The organism is Mesorhizobium sp. M1403, assembly GCF_040317695.1.
Taxonomy (GTDB): Bacteria; Pseudomonadota; Alphaproteobacteria; order Rhizobiales; family Rhizobiaceae; genus Mesorhizobium.
The window spans coordinates 509,678-534,847 of record NZ_JAMYKY010000001.1 but is presented as its reverse complement, the minus strand read 5'-3'; the positions used below and the strand labels follow the sequence as shown (position 1 = coordinate 534,847).

Here is a 25,170-nt window from a genome sequence, read left to right as displayed (position 1 = left end):
GCTCACTTATGGCTATGCGCGCGCCGCAAGATCAAGTTGCCGGGCGCGTTTTCCGCGGAAATAGGATTTTACCCAGGGTTCCTCGCTCCTGAGCATGTCGTCGATCGTGCCCTCGACCAGCACTTTCTTGTTCCCAAGCACCGCCACGCGGTCGCACGCGGTAAACAGCGTGTCGAGATCATGCGTGACCATATACACGGTCAAATCCATCGTATCGCGCAGCTTGACGACCAATTCGTCGAATTCAGCCGCGCTGATCGGATCGAGCCCGGACGTCGGTTCGTCGAGGAAGACGATATCCGGATCGAGCGCCAGGGCGCGCGCCAAGGCGGCACGCTTGATCATGCCGCCGGAGAGCTCGGAAGGGAATTTCTGCGCCGCCTCCGGCGGCAGTCCGACCAGCTCGACCTTGAGCATGGCAAGTTCGTCCATCAGCTTCTTCGGCAAATCGAGATATTCGCGCATCGGCACCTGGACGTTTTCGAGGACGGTCAGCGCCGAAAAAAGCGCGCCGTGCTGGAACAGCACGCCAAGCCGCATGTCGATGCGAAGGCGCTCCCTTTCGCTTGCCTTCTCGACGTCGACGCCGAACAGTTTGATTGTTCCCGATTGCTTGCGCGTCAAGCCAAGGATGGTGCGCAAGAGAACAGATTTGCCGGCACCGGAGGCACCGACGAAGCCGAGAATCTCCCCGCGCCAGATGTCGAGCGACAATTTGTCGAGAACGACTTGGTCGGCGAACGACACCGTGACGTCGTGCGCCGACAGCACGATCTCGTCCTCTTTGGCTTTCTCCGCCACCTTGGTCGTGTTTGTGCCCGGCAGCGCCATGTCAGAACTCGATCGCTGCATAGAACATGGCGAAAAGCCCATCGAGGATAATGACCACGAAGATCGACTTCACCACTGAGGCGGTCACATGCTGGCCAAGCGATTCGGCGCTGCCGCCAACCTTCATGCCCTCGACCGAGGCAATTATGCCGATGATCATGGCCATGAAAGGCGCCTTGATCAGGCCGGCAAAGATGGTGCTGAGGTCGATTGCGACACGCAGCCGGTCAATGAACGCTGCCGGTGCAATATCGGAGTAGAGCCATGCAGCCAAAATGCCGCCGCCCAGCGCGGCAAAGTTGGCGATGATCGTCAGGCAAGGTAGCGCGACGACCAGCGCGACCAGCCGCGGAAACACCAGCACGCCGATTGGATTGAGGCCGATCACTTTCAGCGCATCGACCTCCTCGCGCATCTTCATCGAGCCGATCTCGGCGGTGATCGCGCTACCGGAGCGGCCGGCGATCATGATCGCCGTCATCAGCACGCCGAGCTCGCGCAGGATCAGCACGCCGACCAGGTCGACGACGAAGATATCGGCGCCGAAATAGCTGAGCTGATAGGCGCCTTGCTGGGCGACGATCGCACCGACAATGGCCGACATCAGCACAACCACCGGTATGGCGCCAACGCCCATGCGATCGATCTGGTTGAAGATCGCCGCCATGTTGACGGCATGGCCGCGGCCAAGCTTCATCTGCGAGCCGCGTATCGTGGCGCCGAGGATGTTCATTGCGGCCAGGAAATCGTCGCGCATCTCATAAACGCGCCGGCCAACCGCCTCGAGCCCGCGAATGATGAAGTTGGGCGGCTTTGCCGGACCTGATTCGGGCTCGCGTCGAACGGCGTCCCCGACGGCGCCAAGCAGGATCGAGGCGATCTCGCTCTGCCCCTGCATCGTGATCTCGACGCCCTTCTTTTCGAAGCTGCTGACCAGGCGGTCGATCAGCCATGCTCCGGCAGTGTCCATCTTCTCGATTTGTGAGAGGTCGAGCGCCAGCGTCTTGAAGCCGCTGCGCTGCTCGATCTTGCGCATCTCGGCATCGACCAGCGCCACGGTGCGTGTCGTCCAGCTTCCCGAGAAAGCGCAGCCGAGAACGCCGCCCTCCTCGCCGATCGCGATGCGCGGCTGGTGGTCGGGCTCCTTGGCAGGGCCGCTTGCGTCGCGTTTGCGGATGGTCAACATGGCGTCCTGTTTAGCCTGACGGGGCCGACCTGTCGATTTGCCGATATCCTCCTTGTTGCACAGCCGGAGCAGAAAAATATGGCGCGTGTCATTTCGGTCGAGGCCGAGCGCTTTCCTATTGCCGGGACCTTCACCATTTCGCGCGGCTCGAAGACCGAGGCTGAGGTGATTTCCTGCGCCATCAGCGAAGACGGCCATACCGGGCGCGGCGAATGTGTCCCTTACAAGCGCTATGGCGAGACCGTGGAGGGTGTGCGCGACGCGATCGAGGCGATGCGCGGTGAGATCGCGGGCGGCATCAGCCGCACCGCCCTGCTCGGTGCCATGCCTGCGGGTGCGGCACGCAATGCCATCGATTGCGCGCTCTGGGACCTGGAATCGAAGATCAGCGGAACACCGGTGGCGCATATGATACGAACCGTTCCGTTACGGGCGCTTGAGACGGCGTACACACTGTCGCTCGCCGAGCCCGAGGCGATGGCGGCGCAAGCCCGCGCCAACGCCCAGCGCCCGCTGCTCAAGGTCAAGATCGGCGGCGACAACGACATCGCCCGCATCCGTGCAGTGACGGCGGCGGCACCCGACAGCCGAATCATTCTCGACGCCAATGAGGGCTGGAATGACGACAATATCGTCGCAAACCTCGCCTTTGCCGCCGAGCACGGTATCGCCTTGATCGAACAGCCGCTGCGGGCGGGACATGACGGTATTCTTCGCCACATCGCGCATCCGGTGCCGATCTGCGCCGACGAAAGCGTGCACGAGGCGAAGGACCTCGACGCGCTTGTCGGCCTCTACGACGCCATCAACATCAAGCTCGACAAATCGGGTGGCCTGACCGCAGCACTCGTGCTTCGCGACCGCGCCCGCGAACTGGGTCTTGGCGTCATGGTCGGCTGCATGGTCGGCACATCGCTTGCGATGGCGCCGGCCGTGCTGTTGGCGCAGGATGCCGATTTCGTCGATCTCGACGGTCCGTTGCTGCTAGCCTGCGACCGCGTTCCAGGTCTCGTCTACCAAGGTTCGCTGGTGTCACCGCCCGAGCCAGCGCTGTGGGGCTGAACGCGCGGCAAGCCCGATCAGCGCCAGGCCCGTCAGGGCGATGGGGATCATCGCAAAGAAGCCATTCGCGCCGAAGCGATCGTAAAGAGGACCTGAAATCAGCGTTGCCATCGCCATGAAGAAGCCGTTGGAGAAATAGGCGATGCCTTGCGCCGCCCCGGTGCGTTCTTCCGCGATTGTCTCACCGATCATCTTTTGCAGGCCGATCAGCACCAGCGCCACCGAGACGGCGTGCAGTGTCTGGATCGCGAAAAACCCGCCAACGCCAAGCCCAAGCGGCCAGATCAGAGGGAAAGCGATCCAGCGCACGATCGCGCCTATCCCGGCAATCAGCATGATGGAGACGACCGAGAAGGACGCGAAAGCCCGCGTGAAAACGACGAACATGCAGATTTCAGCGACGACGCCCCAGCCCCACAGCAGTCCGACAACCGAATCGCTGATTCCGATCGACTTCCAGTAGATCGACACGAAGCCGTAGAGAAACGCGTGGCTGGCGGTGATGACGCCGACGCCGGTCGAAAAATAGAGGAAGTACCGGTTGAGGAGTTTCGGTGCCGATTGCTGGATATCGGCAGCCGAAAGCGGCGAGGCGCGGCGCGGACGGCCGAGGCGCGGCGCGATCAGTCCGGCGGCTAGCGCGGCGAATAACGACACGAAGATGATCACCGGGACAGCTTGGGCACCGCTCGCCGACAGGATGAAGCCGCCGGCGAGATTGGCGCAGAGATAAGAGATCGAGCCCCATTTGCGCATGCCGGCGTAGTTCGAGCCGAAGCGGCGAACACCTGAAAGGGCGAGCGAATCGGCAATCGGCGAATGCGGCGTCCAGACGACTGTCAGTGCCAACGATACGGCAAGTACCATTGCGTAGGTCGGCGGCAGGAAGTAACCGGCCGACAGGATCAGCGATGCGGCGACCAGCGCGACATAGACATTGGCGCGGTCGCTCGCTTTGTCTGCCACAGCGGTAAGAAAAGGCGTCGTCGCCACGCGCAGGAACATCGGCGCAGCGAGAATCACGGCTATCTGCTCAGCATGGAACCCCTTCGCCTGCAGCCACAGCGGGAAATAGGGCACATGCGTTCCGAGCGGAACGAAGAGCGTGAAGAAGATCAAGCTCATGCGCAGTTCGAAATGGCGTGGCTTGACGAGCTGTTCGGGCGAAAGCGGCGGCAGCGAGGACATTAACAGGCGATCCGTCGGCACGGCATTCAGCCGGGTCGGCCCACCACACCAGCCGCTGCATAACACGGCGAAAAAGTCGATGAAACCGCTGGACTAACCGATTAAAGCGAGATGAGGCCGGGTTTGGTCAAGCCGCCTGGACTTCCCTTCCCTTGATGTCGATCGGCACGAGCACCTCGCTGCCGACCGGAGTCTCCGGCAGGACATGCGCCCAATGCAGTATCTCCATCCGGCCGTCAAAATGCTCGACCACCGCCGTGCAGCTCTCCACCCAGTCGCCGGTGTTGATGTACTGCACGTCCTCGTAGCTTTCGATCGCGGCATGGTGGATATGCCCGCAGATCACGCCGTCGACATGCGAACGGCGCGCCTCCTCGGTCAGCACGGTCTGGAACGAACCGATGAAATTCACCGCCTTCTTGACCTTGACCTTGGCCCAGGACGAGAACGACCAGTAAGGCAGGCCGAGCACTTGGCGCAGGCGCGTGATGACGCGATTGACCAGCATCGCCGCGTCATAGGCATAGTCGCCTAGATAGGCCAGCCAGCGCGCATTGTGGACGACGGTGTCGAACTGGTCGCCATGGATGACAAGAAGGCGTTTGCCATCGGCGGTCTCGTGGATGGCGCGATCGGCGACGACAATGCCGCCGAAATGCACACCTTGGAACTGCCGCGCGAACTCGTCATGGTTGCCGGCGATGTAGGTGATGCTGGCGCCCTTGCGAGCCTTGCGCAGCAATTTCTGGACCACGTCATTGTGGCTCTGCGGCCAGTGCCAGCTCCGTCTCAAGCGCCAGCCGTCGACGATATCGCCGACGAGATAGATGATATCGGCATCGTGATGGCGCAGAAAATCTATCAGGAACTCGGCCTTCGCCGCCTTCGATCCGAGATGGACGTCGGAGATGAACATGCTGCGGAAAGTGCGGGGCTCTGCGCCGGACATCATTTGTCACCGTTGCTTTCGCGTGAGGCTATGCCCCGATTCATGCAACAACCGTATGACGGTTGCGATTGGTCCAGCCATACGGGTAGGTTGCCGCCGCAATCAGAGGAGAAAATCACCATGGACCTCGGCATTCGCGGCAAGAAGGCCATAGTCTGCGCCTCGAGCAAGGGGCTGGGACGCGCTTGCGCCATGGCGCTGGCCGAGGCAGGCTGCGATCTGGTCGTCAACGGCCGCAACGCCGACGTGCTGGCCAAAACCGCCGCTGAACTGCGCGAGAAATTCGGCGTCAGCGTGACCGAGATTGTCGGCGACGTATCCAAACCCGACGTCCAGAAGGCGCTGCTTGCCGCCTGCCCCGATCCCGACATCCTCGTCAACAACAATGGCGGTCCGCCGCTTCGCGATTTCCGTGCGCTCGATCGGGAAAAGATCCTCGAAGGCGTCACCCAGAACATGGTGACCCCTGTCGAGCTGGTTCAGGCCGTGATCGACGGCATGGCGGCGCGCGGCTTCGGCCGCATCGTCAACATCACCTCGCTGTCGGTCTATGTTCCTATCCCCGGCCTCGACCTGTCGTCCGGCGCCCGCGCTGGCCTCACTTCGTTCCTGGCCGGCGTCGCGCGCACGGTGATCGACCGCAATGTAACGATCAACAACATGCTGCCGGGAAAACTCGATACCGACCGGCTGCGCAGCCCGCATGAGGCCGGCACACCCGAAGATCCGGCCGCCGCCGCCGCGCGCAAGGCCAAGGCCGCGGCCAACGTTCCGGCCAAGCGACTCGGCACGCCGGAGGAATTCGGCCAGATCTGCGCCTTCCTGTGCTCGGTTCACGCCGGTTACCTGACCGGACAGAACATACCGGTCGACGGCGGCCTCTACGTCAGCGCGTTCTGAACAGCGGAGAGGAAAAGACCTGAATAGCGCGGCAGGATTTTAGCACAACTAACTGAAACAAATCGATTTTACTCGTTTCGCAAGGCAAAATGGCGGTTGCGTCATTTGGCATCGTGAAAAACCAATTCTGCATGTTAAAAGGCTTCAAGGCAGGATTGCAGGGAGGCGGCCGTCATGACAGGCGAAAGCAAGAAGGCGGCGCGATCCGACCTGGACGAAGCAGCGCTCTACTTCCACAAGCACCCCCGGCCCGGAAAGCTTGAAATCCAGGCGACGAAGCCGCTCGGCAATCAGCGCGACCTGGCGCTTGCCTATTCGCCGGGGGTCGCCGCCCCCTGCCTTGAAATCCGCGACGATCCGGCAACTGCCGCTGACTATACAGCCCGCGCCAATCTTGTTGGCGTCGTTACCAACGGTTCGGCGGTGCTGGGCCTCGGCAATATCGGTCCGCTCGCCTCTAAGCCGGTGATGGAAGGCAAGGCCGTACTGTTCAAGAAGTTCGCCGGCATCGACGTCTTCGACATCGAGATCGATGCACCGGGCATCGAGCGCATGGTCGAGACGATCTCGGCGCTGGAACCGACCTTCGGCGGAATCAACCTGGAAGACATCAAGGCGCCCGAATGCTTCGAGGTCGAGGAGCAGTTGAAAGCGCGCATGGGCATACCGGTCTTCCATGACGACCAGCACGGCACCGCCATCATCGTCGCCGCCGCCGTGCTCAATGGGCTGGAATTCGCCGGCAAGTCCATCTCCGACATCAAGATCGTCACGTCGGGCGCAGGTGCCGCGGCGCTTGCGTGCCTCAACCTTCTGGTCTCGCTCGGCGCGCGGGTCGAAAACATCTGGGTCACCGACCGGTTCGGCGTCGCCCATAAGGGCCGCGTCGAGGAGATGGACCGCTGGAAAGACCCCTATGTGAAGGATACCGAAGCGCGCACGCTGGCCGACGTTCTGCCCGGCGCCGACGTGTTTCTCGGCCTGTCTGCCGCCGGCGTGCTGAAGCCGGAATTGCTTCACCATATGGCGCCCAAGCCGCTGATCCTGGCGCTGGCCAACCCCAATCCCGAGATCATGCCGGAAGCGGCACGGGCAGCACGGCCCGACGCGATGATCTGCACGGGCCGCTCCGATTTCCCCAATCAAGTCAATAACGTACTCTGTTTTCCTTACATCTTCCGTGGCGCGCTGGATTGCGGCGCAAGCGCCATCAACGAAGAGATGAAGATGGCCGCCGTGCGAGCGATTGCAGCGCTCGCCCGCGAAGAGCCATCCGACGTTGCCGCGCGTGCCTATTCCGGCGAGACGCCGATCTTCGGTCCGGAGTTCCTGATCCCCTCGCCTTTCGACCCGCGACTGATCCTGCGCATCGCCCCTGCCGTCGCCAAGGCAGCCTGCGAGAGCGGCGTCGCGACCCGTCCGATCACCGATTTCGCCGCCTATATCGACAAGTTGAACCGCTTCGTCTTCCGCTCCGGCCTAGTCATGAAGCCGGTATTCTCGATGGCCAAGACGTCGAGCGCCAAGCGCGTCATTTATGCCGACGGCGAGGACGAGCGCGTGCTTCGCGCCGCGCAGGTCGTGCTCGAGGAAGGCATTGCCGAACCGATCCTGATCGGCCGCCCGCACGTCATCGAGGTGCGGTTGAAACGCTATGGGCTGCGCATCAAGCCCGGCGTCGATTTCGGCTTGATCAACCCGGAAGACGATCCGCGTTACCGCCATTATGTCGATCTCTTGATCGAGCTTGCCGGCCGCCGTGGCGTGACGACGGAAGCGGCGCGCACCATGGTGCGCACCGACAATACGGTGATCGCCGCCCTTGCCCTGAAGCGCGGCGACGCCGACGCCATGGTCTGCGGCCTCGAAGGCCGTTTCGAGCGCCATTTGCGCAACGTGACGCTGATCATCGGGCCGCGCGCCGGCATCAAGGATCGCGACCTGTCGACGCTTTCCATGCTGATTTCGCAGCGCGGCATCATTTTCCTCACCGACACCCATGTCTCCGTCGACCCGACCGCCGAAGAAATTGCGGAAATGACCGTTTTGGCGGCCGAGGAGATCCAGCGTTTCGGCATCGAGCCCAAGGCAGCGCTACTGTCGCATTCGGATTTTGGCTCCCGCGATTCGCCAAGCGCCATGAAGATGCGGCAGGCGGCGGCGATCTTGGCGCGCATCGCGCCCGACCTGCAATGCGACGGCGAGATGCATGCCGACTCGGCGCTATCGGAGCAGCTGCGCCAGCGCGTCTATCCGCATTCGCGGCTGAAGGGCGAAGCCAATCTGCTGGTGTTCCCCAATCTCGATTCGGCGAACATCACGCTGACCGCGCTGCGCACGATGATGGACGCGCTGCATGTCGGCCCGATCCTGCTCGGCACCGACAGCCCGGCGCACATATTGACGCCGTCGGTCACCTCGCGCGGCGTCGTCAATATGACGGCACTGGCCGTGGTCGAAGCCGCGCATAAGGCGCAAGCCATCGTCGATCTGGGCTAGCTGTGGGCTTTCTCAGATTGGCCCGAACCGGAAATGCCCTGTCTGCCTGAAGGCAAACAAAGTGTCCTCTTCCCTGGCGCCGCCACCGATATTGTGAATGACCAGCCCTCTTGTCGGCACCACGGTGGAGCGATTGGACGACACGATGGCAATATGCGACAGATTGCCGGGCAGCATCTGGGTAACCAGATCCCCCGGTCGATAGTCGGCAGGGTCTTGGCTGACTGGCAAGGCAGCACCTCGCCGCTTGAAATAGACCGCAAGGTTCGGCACACGGCGGTGGTCGATGTTGCGGTCGCGCGCTTTCAAGCCCCAATCCTTCGGATAGGCGGCAAAATTGGCCCGCATATCCTCATGGACCAATTCTTGCAGATCGAGATCGAAGGCGCGGCGATAAGCGCGGATCACGACATCCGTGCACACACCTCGCTCGGGCTCGACATCGCCGCCCGGATAGGCCAGGCGTGTATAGGTCGGATCGTAGAGAGTGGTGACGCCGATCTGCTCACGGGCGGCTTCCACCAATTTGGTGCCCCAATCCGGCGTGATGGGCTTTTCCTGCGCCACGGCAACCGGCATCGCCAGGCACAAAAGACCAAATTGCAGTGCGGCTCGACGGGTAATCGCGATCATGCCAAGCCTCCGGGCATTGCTGGATCCAGGCATTCTTCTGGGCGAATACGCCTTTTTCGTGCAACGCCAGGATGTCGCGGTCGCGGCTATGTCCGAATACGTCGTGGCGTCGCGAATATGACGACGCTGGCGGTGGTCGAAGCGGTGCACAAGATGCAAGCGATCGTTGATCTGGGCTGAAGCCGAAATCGGCGGTATGCTAAACAGACAGTTAACCGCAAGCGCGGTAGCTTCTGGACGATAGGCAAGCGGAGTTCTGGAGGGATGACGGGCGCGAGGTGGAAGCTGATGCAGGCCGCAGCGCTGCTCGGCGCCGTGGTGCTGTCGGGCATTGCCATCACTCAGGCGCAGGCCGGCTCGCGCCTCTGCCGCCAGCTTGAAGCCGATCTTGCCGCCGCTTCTCGTGGTGGCGGCGGCAAACCGGCCCTGCTCAGGAAATATGACGACGCGATCGTCCGGCAGCGCCAGCAGATCTCAAAGGCTGTCAGCCAATCGAGCAGCGCCGGCTGCGGCTTTTCGCTGTCTCGCCGTAACGTCAACGCTTGCGCGGCACTCGACGACACCATCGATCGCATGGCCGCCAATCTCGACAGCTTGCAGGCCAAGCGCGCCGAACTCGCCGGCGGCGGTTCGCGACGCGATCGCGCGCGCATATTGGCCTCGCTTGACGCCAATGGCTGCCACGATGATGCGGCGCCGCCGAAGCCCGCACCGGTCCGCGAAGCCAGCCGTGAACACGGCAACCGAAACCTGCTCGACGAGCTTTTGGGCAGTGACTTAAATGAACCCGGTGCGTCCGACCAGCTTGAAGAGCCCAACCAGGCTGAAGAGCTAAGTCAGCCGCGCGACATCCGCACCATGCTCAACAACGCCGACGACATCAGCCAGCCGCACGGCCAATTCCGCACCATGTGCGTGCGCACCTGCGACGGTTATTTCTTCCCGATGTCGAATGCCGCCTCGCTGGGCGATTTCGAGCGCGACCAGAAGAATTGCGAATCGAGCTGCCCCGGCACCGAAATGCAGGTCTTCTACACGCGCGGCATGAACGACGATTCGGCGTCCATGACGTCTTCGGTGACCGGCAGGCCCTATGGCGAATTGCCGACGGCCTACCTCTACAAGCAGTCTGACATGCCGCGGCCGCCGGCCTGCGGCTGCAACGCCGGGCAGAATTTCGAGATCATCGCCGGCAACCCGCCAACCCCGGAACAATCTGAGGCGAAGCTGGAGACCACCCCAATCATTCCGCTGCCGGTTGCCAGGCCTGATCCGGGCGCCGACCCGGAGACCTTGGCCAATGCGGAAGGCGGCCTCGACCGCGAGGCGGTCAGACGCCTTGCCGTCAAACCCGTGCCCTCGCCGACGTCCCTGCTGCCGCCGGAACAGCGCAAGGTCAGGGTCGTCGGGCCAACGTTCCTTCCCGACCCAGCAGCGGTAATAGATCTGCAAGCTCCGGACCCGAGGGCTGTCCAGTAAGCGCCAGCCTGAGCGGCATGAAGAGTGCCTTGCCCTTGCGGCCTGTCGCCTCTCGGATCTTGCCGGTCCAGTCCTTCCAGACGCTGCCGTTCCAAGGCTCTTGCGGCAACAGCTCGAACGCCTGGCGAAGAAAGTCGCGGTCGTCGTCAGAAAACTCCGATGGCTCCTGCGGGCCATCGCGAAGCGTGCGCCACCAGATCGCCGCATCGGCCAGCCTGTCGAGATTGCCGCGCACCGCCAGCCAGAAAGGCTCGGCCTGTTCGCCAGAGATGCCGAGCACGATCAGCCGGTCGCGCGCTTCGGAAAAGGGCATGTGGTGCAGCAGCGTGCGGTTGAGCACGAAGAGCTCGTCCGGGTCGAATTTGGCGGCGGACTTCGATGTTGCCGCCGGATCGAAGCGCTCTGCGAGTTCGGCCATCGCCGGCACCGCCACGACGTTTTCCGAGGTGCCGACGAGCACGGCCAGCGAAGCGACCGCCATTGGCTCGATGCCGCTCTCGCGCAGGCTCTGGATGGACAATGCGCCGCTGCGCTTCGACAACCCCTCACCCGATGACGTGGTCAGAAGATTGTGGTGGCCGAACACCGGCGGCTCGGCGCCGAGCGCCTGGAACAGAGCGATTTGTACGCCGGTATTGGTGACGTGGTCGTCGCCGCGAATGACATGGCTGACACTCATCTCGATGTCGTCGATCACCGAAGGCAGCGTGTAGAGATAGGTGCCGTCCTCGCGCCGCAGAACCGGGTCTGAAAGCGAGGCGAGGTCGACGGTTTCCTCGCCGCGCACTAGGTCGTTCCAGTGGATTTCGGTGCGCTCCGGCTGCAGCGGATCGCTGGTGAAATTGGGCAGCAGAAAGCGCCAGTGCGGCCGGCGGCCATCGGCCTCATATTCCGCGACCTGCTCGGGTGCCAGCGTCAGCGCCTCGCGGCCATAGACTGGCGGCAGGCCACGCGTGCGGCGCACCTTGCGCCTCAGGTCGAGCTCTTCAGGCGTCTCATAGCAGGCATAGACGAGGCGGGCTTCCTTCAGCCTTTCCAGTGCGGCATCATAGATTTCGACCCGCCGCGACTGATACTCCGTGGCATCGGGGAAGATGCCCAGCCAATGCAGGTCATAAAGGATGGCGTCGGAAAATTCCTGCGTCGAACGGGCAACGTCGGTATCGTCGAAGCGCTGGATGAAGCGGCCCTTGTTCTTGATGGCGAACAGCCAGTTGAACAAAGCGGTGCGCGCATTGCCGATATGGATGCGGCCGGTCGGTGACGGGGCGAAACGGACGGTAACTGTCATGAGCGGGGCGTACCGGATGGTTTTGCTGTTGACAAGACGCGCCCCCGCGCTCTGCGGCAGACATAGAACATGACGAAGACGAAGAAAAGACGGCAGCGCCGCGCGTCCATTAAGACGCGCCGCGCCGTAACCGTCAGATCACCAGGCCTTTGGTCAGCTCAAGCGCCTGGCGTTCGAACAGCCGGCGGTAGATGCCGCCTTGCAGCCGGATCAGTTGGTCATGCGATCCCTCCTCGACAATGCGGCCGCGATCGAACACCAGAAGCCTGTCCAGCGCGCGCACGGTCGACAGCCGGTGGGCGATGACCAGCGTCGTGCGGCCGACCATCAAGCGCTCCATCGCCTGCTGGATCAGCACCTCCGATTCCGAATCGAGGCTCGACGTTGCCTCGTCCAGGATGAGGATGCGCGCATCGGCGAGGAAGGCGCGTGCGATTGCAACACGCTGACGCTCGCCGCCCGACAGCTTTACGCCACGCTCGCCGACCAGCGTGCCATAGCCTTTCGGCAAATCGGCGATGAAGTCATGCGCGCTGGCCAAGCGCGCCGCGTGCTCGATCTCGGCCTGCGTGGCGCTCGGCCGGGCATAGGCGATGTTTTCAGCCAGCGACCGGTGGAACAGGATCGGCTCCTGCTGGACGATCGCGATCTGTGCGCGCAGCGACGCCTGCGCGACATTGGCAATATCCTGGCCGTCGATCAGGATATTGCCCGCAGTCACGTCATAGAGGCGCTGGATCAGCTTGACGAACGTGGTCTTGCCGGAGCCCGAATGGCCAACCAGCCCGACCCGCTCGCCCGGAGCGATATCCACCGAAAAGTCCCGATAAAGCGGCAAGCGGTGGCTACCGTAGTGGAACGTGACATTGTCGAAGGTGATACGGCCATCGGTGATCCGGATCGGCTTGGCTCCGGGCCGATCCTCGATGCCGAGTGGTTCGGACTGGAAGTCGACCAGTTCCTCCATGTCATTGATCGAGCGCTGCAGATTGCGGATATGCGTGCCGATGTCACGCAGATAGCCTTGCAGCACGAAGAATGAGGTCAGCACGAAGGCGACGTCGCCGGCGCTCGCCTGCCCCCACGACCACAAAAGCAGGGAAAAGCCGATGACCGCTGCCCTCAAAAGCAGCAGCATCGTGCCTTGCGTGGTGCCGTTGACGGTGCCGCGCACCCAGGTGCGCCGCGTGCGTGCGCGCCATTTGGCGACGACGTCGGCAAGCCGTGTCTCCTCGCGCTCCTCGGCGCCAAAACCCTTGACCACGGCGTTGCAGCTCACCGCATCGGCCAGCGAGCCGCCAAGCCGCGTATCCCACGCATTGGCAAGCCTTGCCGCGGGGGCGACATAGCCGAGCGACAGCATCGTCGTTACGCCGATGAACAGCACCGAGCCCGTCGCGACGACCGCGCCCATCAGCGGCCAGAACCAGCCGAGCAACAGCGTCGAGCCGACAAGCATGACGACCGACGGCAGCAGCGCGATCAGGATCGTGTCGTTGAGCAGGTCGAGCGCCCACATGCCGCGCGTTATCTTGCGCACCGTCGATCCGGCGAAGCTGTTTGCGTGCCAGTCGGTGGAGAAGCGCTGGACGCGGTGGAAGGCATCGGCGGCGATGTCGGCCATCATCTTCAGGGTCAGTTCGACGATGGCCATGAAGGCGAGATTGCGCAGCACGACACCGGTGAGCGCCAGGGCCACCAGCATCGAAAAGGCAGCCGTCGCGGCATTCCATGCGACATCGTCGGCAGTGGCACTGCTGGCAACGGCGTCGACCAGCCGGCCGGAATAGAGCGGCGTCAGCACGTCGGCCAGGGTCGACAGCAGGAATGTGGCCATGATCAGCGAAAGCCGCCACGGCTGGCGCCGCCAATGACTGAGCGTAAAACCAAGAACGCTGCGAAAGGCGCCCGCGCGCAAATCTATTCGAAAACGAGCCATGATGTCATTCGGGCGCAAACGAGCCCGATCCCGGAAAGGTCGAAATTGAAAAAACCGCGTCGGGCGAATTAGCACCCAAGGAAAGCGGAGGTTCGGCACATTTGGCGGCTCGCCCGAATACGGGCGGCGACCGGCATCGACGAACGCCTGTTCTCAGCTCGGCTTCGCCGCAAAGGTAAGAACCTTCGGGCTCACCGATTGGGACCTAGGCTTCGCGGCCTCGCATAACGATGTCAAATCCTGGCATTTCGGTCCTCCCCAAGGGGATCGCGGAAAGGCGTTTATAGAGACGCCTCAACGCCGCGCCAAGTCAGTAGATGGTCGAAAGCGCATCTGGTCCAACCAGTGAGACGATTTTGCAACAACGGTCGGTTGTGCGCTGCCTCTGTTCAGGCTGCCGGGACGCGGTCGAGGCGCATATAGCGGCCGTCGGTGGAAGGCCTGAAGCCGAGCTTCTCGTAGACCGCGTGGGCATCGTTGGTAGACAGGCTCCAGTGGGTGACAGTCTTGCAATCCGGGTGGTCGATAAGCGCCTGGACAAGCCGGGTCCCGATGCCTTGCCCGCGATACCCGGGCCAGACAATGATGTCGGCGAGATAGGCAAATACCGTGCGGTCGGTGATCGCCCGGCCAAAGCCGACCTGATTGCCGCCGACATAGGCGCCGACGCACAGTGAGTTGGCAAAGGCGCGGCGGTGCAGTTCATCGCTGCGGCCGCTGCCCCAATAGCTCTCCTTCAAAATGTCGGACGTCGCCCGGAAGTCGATCTGCGACAGGTCGAAGCTGATTTCAAAGTTGGCCATGGCTAAACCGTTATGCAGCCAATCGCCTACCCGCCATCCCTGAACCGGTTGGTAATAGGATAGCGGCGGTCGCGGCCAAAATTCTTCCTGGTGATCTTCACGCCGGGCGCTGCCTGCCGGCGCTTGTATTCGGCGACGTAAAGCAGGTGCTCGACGCGCGTCACCGTCGCCCGGTCATGGCCGCGCGCAACGATCTCGTCGACACCCATCTCGTTCTCGACCAGACACTCCAATATGTCGTCGAGCACTGGATAGGGCGGCAGCGAATCCTGGTCGGTCTGGTTCTCGCGCAGTTCCGCCGAGGGTGCCTTGTCGATGATATTGTTCGGGATCACCTCGCCGGACGGGCCTAGCGCGCCCGGCGGCACATGCGCGTTGCGCCAGCGCGACAACGCATAGACCTGCATCTTGTAGAGGTCCTTTATCGGGTTGAAGCCGCCATTCATGTCGCCATAGAGCGTGGCGTAGCCTACCGACATCTCGCTCTTGTTGCCGGTAGTGACCACCATCGAGCCGAACTTGTTGGAAATCGCCATCAGGATGGTGCCACGGGCCCGGCTCTGCAGGTTTTCCTCGGTGATGCCTTCCTTGGTGCCCTCGAAAAGCTGCGTCAGTGTGTGCAGGAAGCCCTCGACCGGCTCGAAGATCGGCACGATATCGTAGCGGCAGCCGAGCGCGCGGGCGCAGTCCTCGGCGTCCTTGAGCGAGTCCGTCGAAGTGTAGCGGTAAGGCATCATCACGGCGCGCAGCCGTTCCTCGCCGAGCGCATCGACGGCAAGTGCCGCGCAGATCGCCGAATCGATGCCGCCGGAAAGGCCGAGCACGACATTCTTGAAGCCGTTCTTGTTGACGTAGTCGCGCAGGCCCAACATGCAGGCGCGATAGTCGGCCTCCTCCTTCTCCGGGATTTTCGACATCGGTCCGTCAGAGCAGACCCAGACGTCATTCTTTCGCTTCCAGGTGGTGACGTTGACCGTCTCCTCGAACTGGCTCATCTGGAAGGCCAGCGTCTTGTCAGAGCCTATGGCAAACGACGCGCCGTCGAAGATCAGCTCGTCCTGGCCGCCAAGCTGGTTGGCATAGATAATCGGCAGTCCGCATTCGATGACCTGGCGGATGACGATCTGGTGGCGGACGTCGACCTTGCCGCGGTAATAGGGCGAGCCGTTCGGGACCAGCAGGATTTCCGCGCCGCTTTCGGCCAGCGTCTCGCAGACGGCAACCGCGCCCCAGATATCTTCGCAGATCGGTATCCCCACGCGCACGCCGCGGAAATTGACCGGCCCCTGGATCTCGGGTCCGGCCTGGAAGACGCGCTTCTCGTCGAACTCACCGTAATTCGGCAGGTCGAGCTTGTAGCGTTCGGCAAGGATCTTGCCGCCATCGGCAAAGATGATCGAATTGTGCGTGCCGGTCTTGCGCTTCAGCGGCGTGCCGATGATGACGCCCGGGCCGCCATCGGCGGTATCGCCGGCGAAGTCCTCGGCAGCCCGCTCGCAGGCCTTCAGGAAGGCGGGCTTCAGCACCAGATCCTCAGGCGGATAGCCGGCCAGGAAAAGCTCGGTGAACAGCACGAGATCGGCGCCCTGGCGGGCGGCATCCGCCCTCGCCTCGCGCGCCTTGGCAAGATTGCCGGCGACGTCGCCGACCGTCGGATTGAGCTGGGCGACGGCGATGCGCAATATGTCTGGAGCGGTCTTGTCGATCATGCCTGTGGGTTTAGCGCGGCAAAATTCGTCGGGCAATGGCGTTCGTTTGGACCAAACAATCGGTCCTATTCGCCCATATATTCGCGTAGCGCCTCCGGCGGATGGTTCTCGCCGATCGACATTGCCAGAATGCGCGAAATGTGTCGGCGCGGCAGCTCGGTCTCCGCCGCCCAGGCGTTGATCTGCACCTGGATCTTGTCTAGGTCCTTCTTCGATGTCGGGCTCTGCGCGATGTCGAGCCCGGCGTCGCGCAGCGCTGCCGCCATGTCGGCCGAGACGATGAAGGCGTCCCACTCCAGCCAGCGCAGAAAATACTGGCCGGTATTGCCGCCGAGCCGGCTCCCGTGCTTGCCGAGATAAGCCATCAGCCCGACCTGATCGCCGGCCGGCCAGTCGGCGAGGAACTTGCCGAAGCTGCCATGCTCCTTCGACACGCGCTCGACGAAGGCTGCGTTGTCGCGTACCGACTTGATCTTCTGCGGATTGCGCACGATGCGCTTGTCGGCGGTGAGATCGTGCCAGAAATCGTCAGGCTGGAACAGCAGCCGCTTCGGCTCGAAGCCAAGAAATGCTTCCTCGAAACCTGGCCATTTCTGCTCGATGACGCGCCAGACGAAGCCGGCGGCAAAGACCCGTTCGGCCATGGTCGACAGGATCCGGTCATCCGCAATCTTTGCCAGCGCGGCATTGTCGGGCGTAGGGCCCAGCAGCGACGTCAGCGCTGCCTCACCGCCTTTGCGTTTCGCCGCACGGGCGCGAATCTTCTGAAAATCCACCATTGTTTCCTGACCCCATCGCGTCAATCTACCACTTCCCGTATGAACCGGCAGCTTCTACCTCTATCGCTGACGACGGAGGCGACGATGAACAAAACGATCGAGGACCTGGCAAACCGCTGGCTGAAGCGAAAGCCGGACGGCCTCAGCGCGCTCGAAAGCCGGGTGCTGCAATCAACGCTCGAGCGCACCACGATCTCCAAGGACACCAACAAGGCCGTCGCCTTTCACCAGACGTTTGGCGACCGCCTGGCTGACACCATCGCCCGGATCGGCGGTTCGTGGTCCTTCATCCTGGCATTCATTGGCTTCCTGATCCTGTGGACGGCAGGCAATGTCTGGCTCTTGTCGCGCGCCGCCTTCGATCCCTATCCTTTCATCTTCCTCAATCTCGTGCTTTCCATGGTTGCTGCCCTGCAGGCGCCAGTGATCATGATGGCGCAGAACCGCCAGACCGAGCGCGATCGTATCGACGCCGCCCACGACTATGAGGTTAATCTCAAGGCCGAGATCGAGATCATGGCGTTGCATGAAAAGCTCGACGAACTGCGCCACAGCCAGATCATCGGCATGCGCGACGAGATCGCCCGGCTGGCCGAGCAGGTGAAGCGCATCGACGAGATTCTGTCGAAGCAGCGGACGTCTTCATGACGGAAGCCATTCATCGTCTCATTGAGCAATATGGGCTGGTCGCGGTTTTTCTGGGCTGCGTCGCCGAGGGCGAAAGCGCCGCCATCCTTGGCGGTTTCTTTGCGCATCAGCATGTCTTCGTCCCGTGGCAGGCCTTCCTCGCGGCGGCGCTCGGCGCCTTCGGTGGCGACACGTTCTTTTTCATCCTGGGACGGAGCTTCGCCGACCATAAATTCGTGATCAGACTCCGAGCCCGGCCGGGTTTCAGCCACGCCTACCGCCTTGTCACCTCTCATCCCAACATTTTCGTGCTGTCGAATCGCTACATCTATGGCCTGCGCCTGGTCGGTGGTATCGCGGCCGGGCTGTCGGGCATTGCGGCTGCGCGCTTCGTCATCCTCAACGCCATCTCGTCGGTAGTCTGGGCGGCACTGTTCTGCACTGTCGGTTATGTCTTCGGGCTGGGCGCGGAGCGCATCGTCGGTCAGGCGCTGGCCCGCCACGAGCGGTTGCTGATCGCCCTGGTCATCGGTCTCGTTGTGGCCATCTTCGGCTGGCTGGCGTCGCACGTCCTCGCCAAGAAGGAGCTTCGCAAGGGAAGCTGATCATCAATCAATGCCAAGCGCGCGGTCGCCCTTCTCGAGGATCAGCGGAATGATCAGGTCTTCCTCGTCGGCAAGATGCCGGGTCAACATGGCGATCAGCCGGCTGTTCTCGTCGGCATAGGCATCGGCGGCGAAGCGCTGTTTGTCCTCGCTCTCCTGAAGCGTGCCGATGAAGGCATTTGCCGCCTCGGCATTGCGCTCCAGTCCCTCATGGATTGTGTGGTGATCGGCATCCAGGATTTCGAAGCCGCGCTTCAGACGAGTCTCGGCCCTGGCGAAGACCGGGAAATAGTGATGGTCCTCGACATTGTGGTGGCCGTCGAGATTGCCGAGGAAATGATTGAGGCGCGGCGCGAACCAGCGTGCGAATTCCGGCGCGTTCAGCCTGCCCTCACGATAATCGCCAATGCCGTTGGTGAGCATGCCGCCAAGGTCGCGGAACATGTCGTGCCGCTGCAGCCACATATTGGCCATACCGTGGATGTTGGCATGCGCCTGCCAGTCCTCACGCGGATATTTTTCCACCAGCCAGTGCAGATCGTCCGGCAGGCCTCACGTTCAAGCAGCAGAAATCCGGCGGTATCGGCCATATCGGTCTCCTCGATTAACCGGCATGTGGTGCCTGAAACCTCAGATCGGTACCCCAACGATGCGCTCGATGACTGCGACGCCCCAGACGCCAGCGACGATCACCACCGAAATCAGCACCGCCAGCGAGCCGCAATCCTTGGCTAGCTGGATATCGATGTTGAATTCGCGGCTGAACGCGTCGCATGCCGCCTCTATGCCGGTGTTCAGCACTTCGATCATGATCATGAGCAGCACCGCACCGATCAGCAGTGCATAGCCGCGCCACGATTCCGAAAGGAACCAGCCCAGCGGCAGCGCAAGCACAAGCAGGACCAGTTCCAGCTGGAAGGCCTCCTCGCCGGCGGCCAGTTTGCGAAACGCCCGCACCGAATTGTAAAAAGCGTCGATCAGCCGCTGCATGCCAGAACCCTTCGGAATCACCGGCAGGGGATAGCGCAATGGCTGGATCAAGGGAATAAGGCGGCCTCTTCAAAAAATCAGCCGTCTGCCACCTTGATCGACGGCGTCGACTTCTCGAACTGCGGCAGCCCGTCGTCGATCGCGTAATAGTCGCCCTTGTCGCCGACAAAGATATGACATTCCCCTTGAAGTCCGGTTGGCGCGTCGAACAGGCCGGCCATGACCGAAACGTAGCCACCCTCCATCGGTTTCCAGAACAGCAGCGATCCGCATGTCTTGCAGAAACCGCGCCTGGCAAACGAAGATGCCTTGTACCAGGTGACGTTCTCTGCGCCGGCGATTGTGATGTCGCGATCGGCGACATTGGTCGCGGCATAAAAATGCCCGCTCTGCTTTCGGCATTGCGAGCAATGGCAGTAGATAACGCCGCGTAGCGGTCCTCGCGTCTGCAACCGCACTGCCCCGCACAAGCATGATCCGCTGTGACTGTCAGCCATCTCGGCCTCCCAATGCAATTGCCATCGCTTGGCAGGATTCCAGTTTTGCGCGCGTTACGCGCCAGCAAATGCGACACCCGCCGGATTGAATACAAAAAGCGCCGGATTTTTCCGGCGCTTTTTCAATACATCAAAGTTCAGATCGCATCAGCCGTTGACGGCCTGCTTGTGCTGGACCGGATGGCTCTTCTTGAGCAGATCGGATACCAGGAAGGCCAGCTCGATCGCCTGGTCGGCGTTGAGGCGCGGATCGCAATGGGTGTGGTAGCGATCCTGCAGTTCCTCGGCGGTGATGGCGCGGGCACCACCGGTGCATTCGGTGACGTTCTTGCCTGTCATCTCGATGTGGATGCCGCCGGGATGCGTGCCTTCGGCGCGATGCACCTCGAAGAATGTCTGCACCTCCTTCAGAATGCGGTCGAACGGCCGTGTCTTGTAGCCGGCGGCCTCGATGGTGTTGCCATGCATCGGATCAGAAGACCACACCACGCTGCGGCCTTCCTTCTGCACCGCTCGCACCAGCTTGGGCAGATGGTCGGCGACCTTGTCGGAGCCGAAGCGGGCGATCAGCGTCAGCCGGCCAGGCTCGTTCTCCGGATTGAGCAGGTCGATGAGCTGCAACAGGCCGTCCGGCGTCAGCGACGGGCCACATTTCAGGCCGAGCGGGTTCTTGATGCCGCGGCAATATTCGACATGCGCATGGTCGGGTTGGCGCGTGCGATCGCCGATCCAGATCATGTGGCCGGAGGTGGCGTACCAGTCGCCCGAAGTCGAATCGACGCGAGTCAGCGCCTCTTCATAACCGAGCAGCAGCGCCTCATGGCTGGTGTAGAAATCGGTCTCGCGTAGCGCGTAATTGGTCTCCGAGGTGATGCCGACGGCCTTCATGAAGTCCATCGTCTCGGTGATGCGGTTGGCGAGCGACTCGTATTTCTCGCCCTGCGGGCTGTCGGACACGAAGCCGAGCATCCATTGATGCACGTTCTCCAGGCTGGCGTAGCCGCCCTGGGCGAAGGCGCGCAACAGGTTGAGCGTCGCCGCCGACTGGCGGTACGCCATCTCCTGCCGCGCAGGATCGGGAATGCGCGACTTGGCATCGAACTCGATGCCATTGATGATGTCGCCGCGATAGCTGGGCAGCGTCACACCGCCCTTGGTCTCATTGTCGGACGAGCGCGGCTTGGCGAACTGGCCGGCGACACGGCCGACCTTCACCACCGGCTGCGCGCCGGCGAAGGTCAGTACCACCGACATCTGCAAAAAGACGCGGAAGAAGTCGCGGATATTGTCGGCGCCATGCTCGGCGAAGCTCTCGGCGCAATCGCCACCCTGCAGAAGGAATGCGTCCCCGGCAGCGACGGCTGCAAGCTGCTTCTTCAGCTTGCGCGCCTCACCTGCAAAAACCAACGGCGGAAAGGTGGCGAGCTGGGCTTCCGTGTTCCTCAGCGCGACAAGGTCCGGATAGGCAGGAACCTGCTGGATCGGCTTAGCTCTCCACGAATTCGGCGACCATTTCGTCATCGAAGCACCCAACGCTCTTTCGCACGGACGCCATCGCCCGCCAATCCGCCCAATATGGGGTCGCGGCTCCATACACGAAGCCGATTTCCTATTCTAGACCGGAATTGGCCGCGTGGCGAATGGGCACGGCACGGTGAAAGTGCCGGTGCGGCTGTGCCCAGAGCACCAGCGACACCCTGCTACGCCGCCGCCTTCTCCACCAGCCGTGCCAACTGCGTCATGACAACCGCCGAGCCTGCCAGCCGCTTTTCGGGGGTCGGCCAGTCGCGGCTGAAGACGACGCTCTGGTCGGGCCGGATCTTGGCCAGCGAGCCCTGTTCGCCGATGAGCTTGACCAGCCCGACCGGATTGGGGAATTCCCGCTTGCGGAAATGGATGACGACGCCTTTCGGCCCGGCGTCGAGCTTCTCGACGTTGGCCTTGCGGCAAAGCGCCTTGATGAAGACGATCTTCAACAGATGTTTTACCTCTTCCGGCAGCGTCCCGAACCGGTCGATCAGCTCGGCGCCGAAAGCATCGATCTCTTCCGTATTTTCGAGATCGCCAAGACGGCGATAGAGCGCCAGCCTGAGCTGCAGATCCGGGACATAGCTTTCCGGGATCATCACCGCTGTGCCGACGGCGATCTGCGGCGACCAGCCGCCGTCCTGCACCTCGCCGGAATCCTTCACTTCGGCCACCGCCTCTTCCAGCATCTGCTGGTAGAGTTCAAAACCAACCTCCTTGATGTGGCCCGACTGCTCTTCGCCGAGCAGATTGCCGGCGCCGCGAATATCCAGGTCGTGGCTGGCCAGCTGGAAACCGGCGCCCAGCGTATCGAGCGACTGCAGCACTTTCAGCCGACGCTCGGCGGTGTCAGTGAGCTTGCGGTTGGCGGGCAGCGTGAACAGCGCGTAGGCGCGCACCTTCGAACGGCCGACACGGCCGCGCAGCTGATAGAGCTGCGACAGTCCGAACATATCGGCGCGGTGCACGATCAGCGTGTTGGCGGTCGGGATATCGAGGCCGGATTCGACGATGGTGGTCGACAAAAGCACATCGTACTGACCATCATAAAAAGCATTCATGATGTCGTCGAGTTCACCGGGCGGCATCTGGCCATGCGCCACCGCCACTTTCAGCTCAGGCACGGATTCGCGCAGAAAATCACGGATTTCCGCCAGATCGCTGATGCGTGGCACGACATAGAAGGAATGGCCGCCACGGTAGCGCTCGCGCAGCAACGTTTCGCGGATGACCAGCGGATCGAAGGGCGAGATGAAGGTGCGCACTGCCATGCGGTCGACCGGCGGCGTAGCGATCAGCGACAGCTCGCGCACGCCGGTCAAGGCAAGCTGCAACGTTCGCGGGATCGGCGTCGCCGACAAAGTCAGGACGTGGACGTCGGTCTTCAGGTCTTTCAGCCGTTCCTTGTGCTTGACGCCGAAATGCTGCTCCTCGTCGATGATCAGCAGGCCGAGATTCTTGAACGAGATCGAGGAGCCGAGCAGCGCGTGCGTGCCGACGACAATGTCAACCTGACCTTCGGCGATGCCCTTCTTGGCCTCGGCCAGTTCCTTGGCGCCGACCAGCCGCGAGGCCTGGGCGACACGGATCGGCAGGCCCGAGAAGCGCTGCGAGAAGGTCTTGAAATGCTGGCGCGACAACAATGTCGTCGGCACCACCACCGCCACCTGAACGCCTTCCATCGCCGCGATGAAGGCGGCGCGAAGTGCAACTTCGGTCTTGCCGAAGCCGACATCGCCGCAGATCAGCCGGTCCATCGGCTTTCCGGCGCCTAGATCATCCATGACCGAATCGATCGCCGTCTGCTGGTCATCGGTCTCCTCATAGGGAAAACGCGCTGCAAACTCGCCATAGAGGCCTTCCGCCGGCACCAGCGCCGGTGCGGCCCGCATCTGCCGCTCGGCGGCGATGCGGATCAGCTGCCCGGCCATGTCGAGCAGGCGCTTCTTCAGCCGCGCCTTGCGCGATTGCCAGGCGCCGCCGCCAAGCTTGTCGAGCGTCGCCTCGGCCGAATCCGAGCCATAGCGCGACAGCAGCTCGATGTTTTCCACAGGCAGGAACAGCCGATCATCGCCGGCATAGTGGATTTCGAGGCAATCGTGAGGCGCACCAACCGCCTCGATGGTACGCAACCCGATGAAACGGCCAATGCCATGATCGGAATGGACGACAATATCGCCCGAGGACAACGCCGAAGCCTCGGCGATGAAGTCGGACGCGCGCTTCTTGCGCTTCGAGCGTCGGATCAGCCGGTCGCCGAGAATGTCCTGCTCGGCGACAACGACCAGTTTCTCCGTCTCGAAGCCGGATTCGAGCGGCAGCACGGCCAGTCCCGCCTGCCCCGGCTCAAGCCTTTCGGCTTCGGCAAGCGTCGCCACCGGCTTCAGATTGCCAAGATGATGCTCGGCCAGGATCTGACCAAGCCGGTCGAGCGAACCCTCGGTCCAGCCGGCGACGATGACGCGGCGGCGTGCAGCGCGCTCGTCGGAAATGTGTTTTACGACGACGTCGAAAACGTTGGCGCTAGGGTCGGCGCGTTCCTCGACGAAGCTGCGGCCGTGGCGCGAGCCGGCATGGAACACCTTTTTCGCACCGGCATCGGGCGCATCGAACGACGTGAAGTCTATTGCTTCGCGCGGGCCAAGCGAGGCAATCAGGTTCTCTGGCGACAGATAGAGCAGATCCGGCGGCACCGGCTTGTAGGGCACCGCGTCCTTCAAGGCGCCGTCGGCCTGCTTCTTGCGCGCTTCGTAGTGGTCGAGGATCAGAGTGTGGCGCTCGGCCAGTGCCTCATGCGCCAGATGGTCGAAAACCACAGGCGCGTCGGGTAGATAGTCGAAGACGGTTTCCAGCCGCTCATAGAAGAACGGCAGCCAGTGCTCCATGCCGGCAAACCGCCTGCCCTCGCTGACCGCCGCATAGAGCCCATCGTCGCGCGAGGGTGCGCCAAAGGCTTCGATATAGGCACGGCGGAAGCGGCTGATGGTTTCCGGCGTCAGCGCCACCTCGCTCATCGCCTGCAACGCCATCGACTTGCGCTGGCCGGTGGTTCTCTGTGTTGCGGTGTCGAAGACGCGGATCGATTCCAGCGTATCGCCGAAGAAATCGAGGCGCAGCGCCTCCGCCCATCCGGGCGCGAAGAGATCGAGGATGCCGCCCCGCACTGCAAATTCGCCGATGCCGCGCACCGTCGGTACCCGCTCGAAGCCGGAAGTCTCCAGCCGCGACACCAGTACGTTCATGTCGATCTGGTTACCGGGCTTGGCGTGAAAGGTCTGCGCCTCGACGAGTTCCGCCGGCGGAATGCGCTGAAGCAACGCATTCGCGGTGGTGAGAATGACGGCGCGGTGCGGCCTCTTCGCCAGCGCAATCATTGCTGCCAGCGCATCGAGCCGCCTTGCGGCGGCATCGGCGCCGGGCGAGACGCGGTCGTAAGGCAGGCAATCCCAGGCCGGCAGTTCCAGCACCGGCAGGCCCGGCGCGGCAAAGGCAAGCGCCTCGACGATCGCCGGCAGACGCTGGCCGTCGCGTGCCACGAAAAGCACCGGCTTGTCAGGGGCGATCTCGTGCGCAGCCTGCACCAGCGCAAAGGCTTCGTAGCCGTCGGCGACGCCATCGACAATGAACTGGCCGGCGCGGCCTTTCGGCAGACCGATCGTAGGGATAAGGCTCATGG

Annotated in this window: 21 protein-coding genes; 6 read left to right on the top strand and 15 right to left on the bottom strand. The window is 62.6% G+C overall.

Annotated elements, in window-relative coordinates:
* Window positions 1-12 precede the first annotated feature (12 nt).
* A complete protein-coding gene (locus NKH01_RS02695) occupies window positions 13-831 on the bottom strand; it encodes an ABC transporter ATP-binding protein (RefSeq protein WP_353018840.1) in 819 nt (272 codons plus the stop codon).
* 1 nt (window position 832) lies between these two features.
* A complete protein-coding gene (locus NKH01_RS02690) occupies window positions 833-2,017 on the bottom strand; it encodes an ABC transporter permease (protein ID WP_023720069.1) in 1,185 nt (394 codons plus the stop codon).
* A gap of 78 nt (window positions 2,018-2,095) precedes the next feature.
* Between NKH01_RS02690 and dgcA the strand changes: the two genes are divergently transcribed.
* A complete protein-coding gene (dgcA, locus tag NKH01_RS02685) occupies window positions 2,096-3,079 on the top strand; it encodes an N-acetyl-D-Glu racemase DgcA (protein WP_352494569.1) in 984 nt (327 codons plus the stop codon).
* Here dgcA and NKH01_RS02680 read toward each other — a convergent pair.
* Both NKH01_RS02680 and NKH01_RS02675 read right to left on the bottom strand, forming a co-directional pair.
* The gene (locus tag NKH01_RS02680; RefSeq protein WP_353018837.1) at window positions 3,050-4,267 is read right to left on the bottom strand and encodes an MFS transporter; all 1,218 of its coding nucleotides are present in this window, start codon (window positions 4,265-4,267) and stop codon (window positions 3,050-3,052) included. The two genes, dgcA and NKH01_RS02680, sit on opposite strands and share 30 nt — an antisense overlap.
* A gap of 127 nt (window positions 4,268-4,394) precedes the next feature.
* Complete coding sequence (locus NKH01_RS02675) at window positions 4,395-5,183, bottom strand: UDP-2,3-diacylglucosamine diphosphatase (RefSeq protein ID WP_502912594.1); 789 nt, start codon at window positions 5,181-5,183, stop codon at window positions 4,395-4,397.
* Between the two features lie 153 nt (window positions 5,184-5,336).
* On the opposite strand from NKH01_RS02675, the gene NKH01_RS02670 reads away from it, so the two are divergent.
* Both NKH01_RS02670 and NKH01_RS02665 read left to right on the top strand, forming a co-directional pair.
* On the top strand, window positions 5,337-6,116 hold the full coding sequence (locus tag NKH01_RS02670; RefSeq protein WP_353018833.1) for an SDR family oxidoreductase: 780 nt from the start codon (window positions 5,337-5,339) through the stop codon (window positions 6,114-6,116).
* A gap of 174 nt (window positions 6,117-6,290) precedes the next feature.
* Window positions 6,291-8,615, top strand: coding sequence for an NADP-dependent malic enzyme (locus NKH01_RS02665; protein WP_352895317.1), 2,325 nt, complete (start codon window positions 6,291-6,293; stop codon window positions 8,613-8,615).
* Between the two features lie 12 nt (window positions 8,616-8,627).
* On the opposite strand, the gene NKH01_RS02660 is transcribed toward NKH01_RS02665, so the two are convergent.
* Window positions 8,628-9,248, bottom strand: a complete 621-nt coding sequence (locus NKH01_RS02660; RefSeq protein WP_353018831.1) for a DUF1287 domain-containing protein — start codon at window positions 9,246-9,248, stop codon at window positions 8,628-8,630.
* 264 nt (window positions 9,249-9,512) lie between these two features.
* Between NKH01_RS02660 and NKH01_RS02655 the strand changes: the two genes are divergently transcribed.
* Window positions 9,513-10,727, top strand: coding sequence for a DUF2865 domain-containing protein (locus tag NKH01_RS02655; RefSeq protein ID WP_353018829.1), 1,215 nt, complete (start codon window positions 9,513-9,515; stop codon window positions 10,725-10,727).
* Here the strand turns inward: NKH01_RS02655 and gltX are convergent.
* The 5 genes from gltX to NKH01_RS02630 all read right to left on the bottom strand — a co-directional run bounded on the left by gltX (window position 10,645) and on the right by NKH01_RS02630 (window position 17,248).
* Window positions 10,645-12,018 (bottom strand): glutamate--tRNA ligase, encoded by a 1,374-nt coding sequence (gene gltX / locus NKH01_RS02650; RefSeq protein WP_353018827.1) that lies wholly within the window; start codon window positions 12,016-12,018, stop codon window positions 10,645-10,647. The two genes, NKH01_RS02655 and gltX, sit on opposite strands and share 83 nt — an antisense overlap.
* A gap of 133 nt (window positions 12,019-12,151) precedes the next feature.
* On the bottom strand, window positions 12,152-13,957 hold the full coding sequence (locus NKH01_RS02645; protein ID WP_352814525.1) for an ABC transporter ATP-binding protein: 1,806 nt from the start codon (window positions 13,955-13,957) through the stop codon (window positions 12,152-12,154).
* 389 nt (window positions 13,958-14,346) lie between these two features.
* The gene (locus NKH01_RS02640) at window positions 14,347-14,760 is read right to left on the bottom strand and encodes a GNAT family N-acetyltransferase (RefSeq protein WP_352482216.1); all 414 of its coding nucleotides are present in this window, start codon (window positions 14,758-14,760) and stop codon (window positions 14,347-14,349) included.
* Window positions 14,761-14,786: 26 nt separating this feature from the next.
* A complete protein-coding gene (locus NKH01_RS02635; RefSeq protein ID WP_353018825.1) occupies window positions 14,787-16,469 on the bottom strand; it encodes an NAD+ synthase in 1,683 nt (560 codons plus the stop codon).
* A gap of 65 nt (window positions 16,470-16,534) precedes the next feature.
* Window positions 16,535-17,248, bottom strand: coding sequence for a DNA-3-methyladenine glycosylase I (locus NKH01_RS02630; protein WP_023720085.1), 714 nt, complete (start codon window positions 17,246-17,248; stop codon window positions 16,535-16,537).
* 84 nt (window positions 17,249-17,332) lie between these two features.
* Here NKH01_RS02630 and NKH01_RS02625 point away from each other — a divergent pair, with 84 nt between their 5' ends.
* Entirely contained in the window at window positions 17,333-17,896 is a 564-nt protein-coding gene (locus NKH01_RS02625; RefSeq protein ID WP_353018823.1) for a DUF1003 domain-containing protein, read from the top strand.
* Complete coding sequence (locus tag NKH01_RS02620) at window positions 17,893-18,480, top strand: DedA family protein (RefSeq protein WP_353018821.1); 588 nt, start codon at window positions 17,893-17,895, stop codon at window positions 18,478-18,480. The genes NKH01_RS02625 and NKH01_RS02620 overlap by 4 nt, the downstream gene beginning before the upstream one ends.
* A 3-nt stretch (window positions 18,481-18,483) precedes the next feature.
* Here the strand turns inward: NKH01_RS02620 and NKH01_RS02615 are convergent, their stop codons facing one another.
* The 5 genes from NKH01_RS02615 to mfd all read right to left on the bottom strand — a co-directional run bounded on the left by NKH01_RS02615 (window position 18,484) and on the right by mfd (window position 25,168).
* Window positions 18,484-19,005: a hemerythrin domain-containing protein gene (locus NKH01_RS02615; RefSeq protein WP_353018819.1), complete on the bottom strand. Its 522-nt coding sequence runs from the start codon at window positions 19,003-19,005 to the stop codon at window positions 18,484-18,486.
* Window positions 19,006-19,110: 105 nt separating this feature from the next.
* The gene (locus NKH01_RS02610) at window positions 19,111-19,470 is read right to left on the bottom strand and encodes a diacylglycerol kinase (RefSeq protein ID WP_023720089.1); all 360 of its coding nucleotides are present in this window, start codon (window positions 19,468-19,470) and stop codon (window positions 19,111-19,113) included.
* Between the two features lie 77 nt (window positions 19,471-19,547).
* Window positions 19,548-19,967 carry a GFA family protein gene (locus NKH01_RS02605; protein WP_353018817.1) on the bottom strand — a complete coding sequence of 140 codons (420 nt, stop codon included), beginning with the start codon at window positions 19,965-19,967 and terminating at the stop codon, window positions 19,548-19,550.
* Window positions 19,968-20,114: 147 nt separating this feature from the next.
* A complete protein-coding gene (locus tag NKH01_RS02600) occupies window positions 20,115-21,488 on the bottom strand; it encodes a class II 3-deoxy-7-phosphoheptulonate synthase (protein ID WP_353018815.1) in 1,374 nt (457 codons plus the stop codon).
* A 179-nt stretch (window positions 21,489-21,667) separates the two neighbouring features.
* Window positions 21,668-25,168, bottom strand: coding sequence for a transcription-repair coupling factor (gene mfd / locus NKH01_RS02595; protein ID WP_352855387.1), 3,501 nt, complete (start codon window positions 25,166-25,168; stop codon window positions 21,668-21,670).
* Window positions 25,169-25,170: the final 2 nt, after the last annotated feature.

What these genes read in the sequence shown, in the direction of transcription:
- NKH01_RS02695 (WP_353018840.1), bottom strand. Translation starts at nt 831, where the DNA reads ATGGCGCTGCCGGGCACAAACACGACCAAGGTGGCGGAGAAAGCCAAA.
- NKH01_RS02690 (WP_023720069.1), bottom strand. Translation starts at nt 2,017, where the DNA reads ATGTTGACCATCCGCAAACGCGACGCAAGCGGCCCTGCCAAGGAGCCC.
- dgcA (WP_352494569.1), top strand. Translation starts at nt 2,096, where the DNA reads ATGGCGCGTGTCATTTCGGTCGAGGCCGAGCGCTTTCCTATTGCCGGG.
- NKH01_RS02680 (WP_353018837.1), bottom strand. Translation starts at nt 4,267, where the DNA reads ATGTCCTCGCTGCCGCCGCTTTCGCCCGAACAGCTCGTCAAGCCACGC.
- NKH01_RS02675 (WP_502912594.1), bottom strand. Translation starts at nt 5,183, where the DNA reads ATGTTCATCTCCGACGTCCATCTCGGATCGAAGGCGGCGAAGGCCGAG.
- NKH01_RS02670 (WP_353018833.1), top strand. Translation starts at nt 5,337, where the DNA reads ATGGACCTCGGCATTCGCGGCAAGAAGGCCATAGTCTGCGCCTCGAGC.
- NKH01_RS02665 (WP_352895317.1), top strand. Translation starts at nt 6,291, where the DNA reads ATGACAGGCGAAAGCAAGAAGGCGGCGCGATCCGACCTGGACGAAGCA.
- NKH01_RS02660 (WP_353018831.1), bottom strand. Translation starts at nt 9,248, where the DNA reads ATGATCGCGATTACCCGTCGAGCCGCACTGCAATTTGGTCTTTTGTGC.
- NKH01_RS02655 (WP_353018829.1), top strand. Translation starts at nt 9,513, where the DNA reads ATGACGGGCGCGAGGTGGAAGCTGATGCAGGCCGCAGCGCTGCTCGGC.
- gltX (WP_353018827.1), bottom strand. Translation starts at nt 12,018, where the DNA reads ATGACAGTTACCGTCCGTTTCGCCCCGTCACCGACCGGCCGCATCCAT.
- NKH01_RS02645 (WP_352814525.1), bottom strand. Translation starts at nt 13,957, where the DNA reads ATGGCTCGTTTTCGAATAGATTTGCGCGCGGGCGCCTTTCGCAGCGTT.
- NKH01_RS02640 (WP_352482216.1), bottom strand. Translation starts at nt 14,760, where the DNA reads ATGGCCAACTTTGAAATCAGCTTCGACCTGTCGCAGATCGACTTCCGG.
- NKH01_RS02635 (WP_353018825.1), bottom strand. Translation starts at nt 16,469, where the DNA reads ATGATCGACAAGACCGCTCCAGACATATTGCGCATCGCCGTCGCCCAG.
- NKH01_RS02630 (WP_023720085.1), bottom strand. Translation starts at nt 17,248, where the DNA reads ATGGTGGATTTTCAGAAGATTCGCGCCCGTGCGGCGAAACGCAAAGGC.
- NKH01_RS02625 (WP_353018823.1), top strand. Translation starts at nt 17,333, where the DNA reads ATGAACAAAACGATCGAGGACCTGGCAAACCGCTGGCTGAAGCGAAAG.
- NKH01_RS02620 (WP_353018821.1), top strand. Translation starts at nt 17,893, where the DNA reads ATGACGGAAGCCATTCATCGTCTCATTGAGCAATATGGGCTGGTCGCG.
- NKH01_RS02610 (WP_023720089.1), bottom strand. Translation starts at nt 19,470, where the DNA reads ATGCAGCGGCTGATCGACGCTTTTTACAATTCGGTGCGGGCGTTTCGC.
- NKH01_RS02605 (WP_353018817.1), bottom strand. Translation starts at nt 19,967, where the DNA reads ATGGCTGACAGTCACAGCGGATCATGCTTGTGCGGGGCAGTGCGGTTG.
- NKH01_RS02600 (WP_353018815.1), bottom strand. Translation starts at nt 21,488, where the DNA reads ATGACGAAATGGTCGCCGAATTCGTGGAGAGCTAAGCCGATCCAGCAG.
- mfd (WP_352855387.1), bottom strand. Translation starts at nt 25,168, where the DNA reads ATGAGCCTTATCCCTACGATCGGTCTGCCGAAAGGCCGCGCCGGCCAG.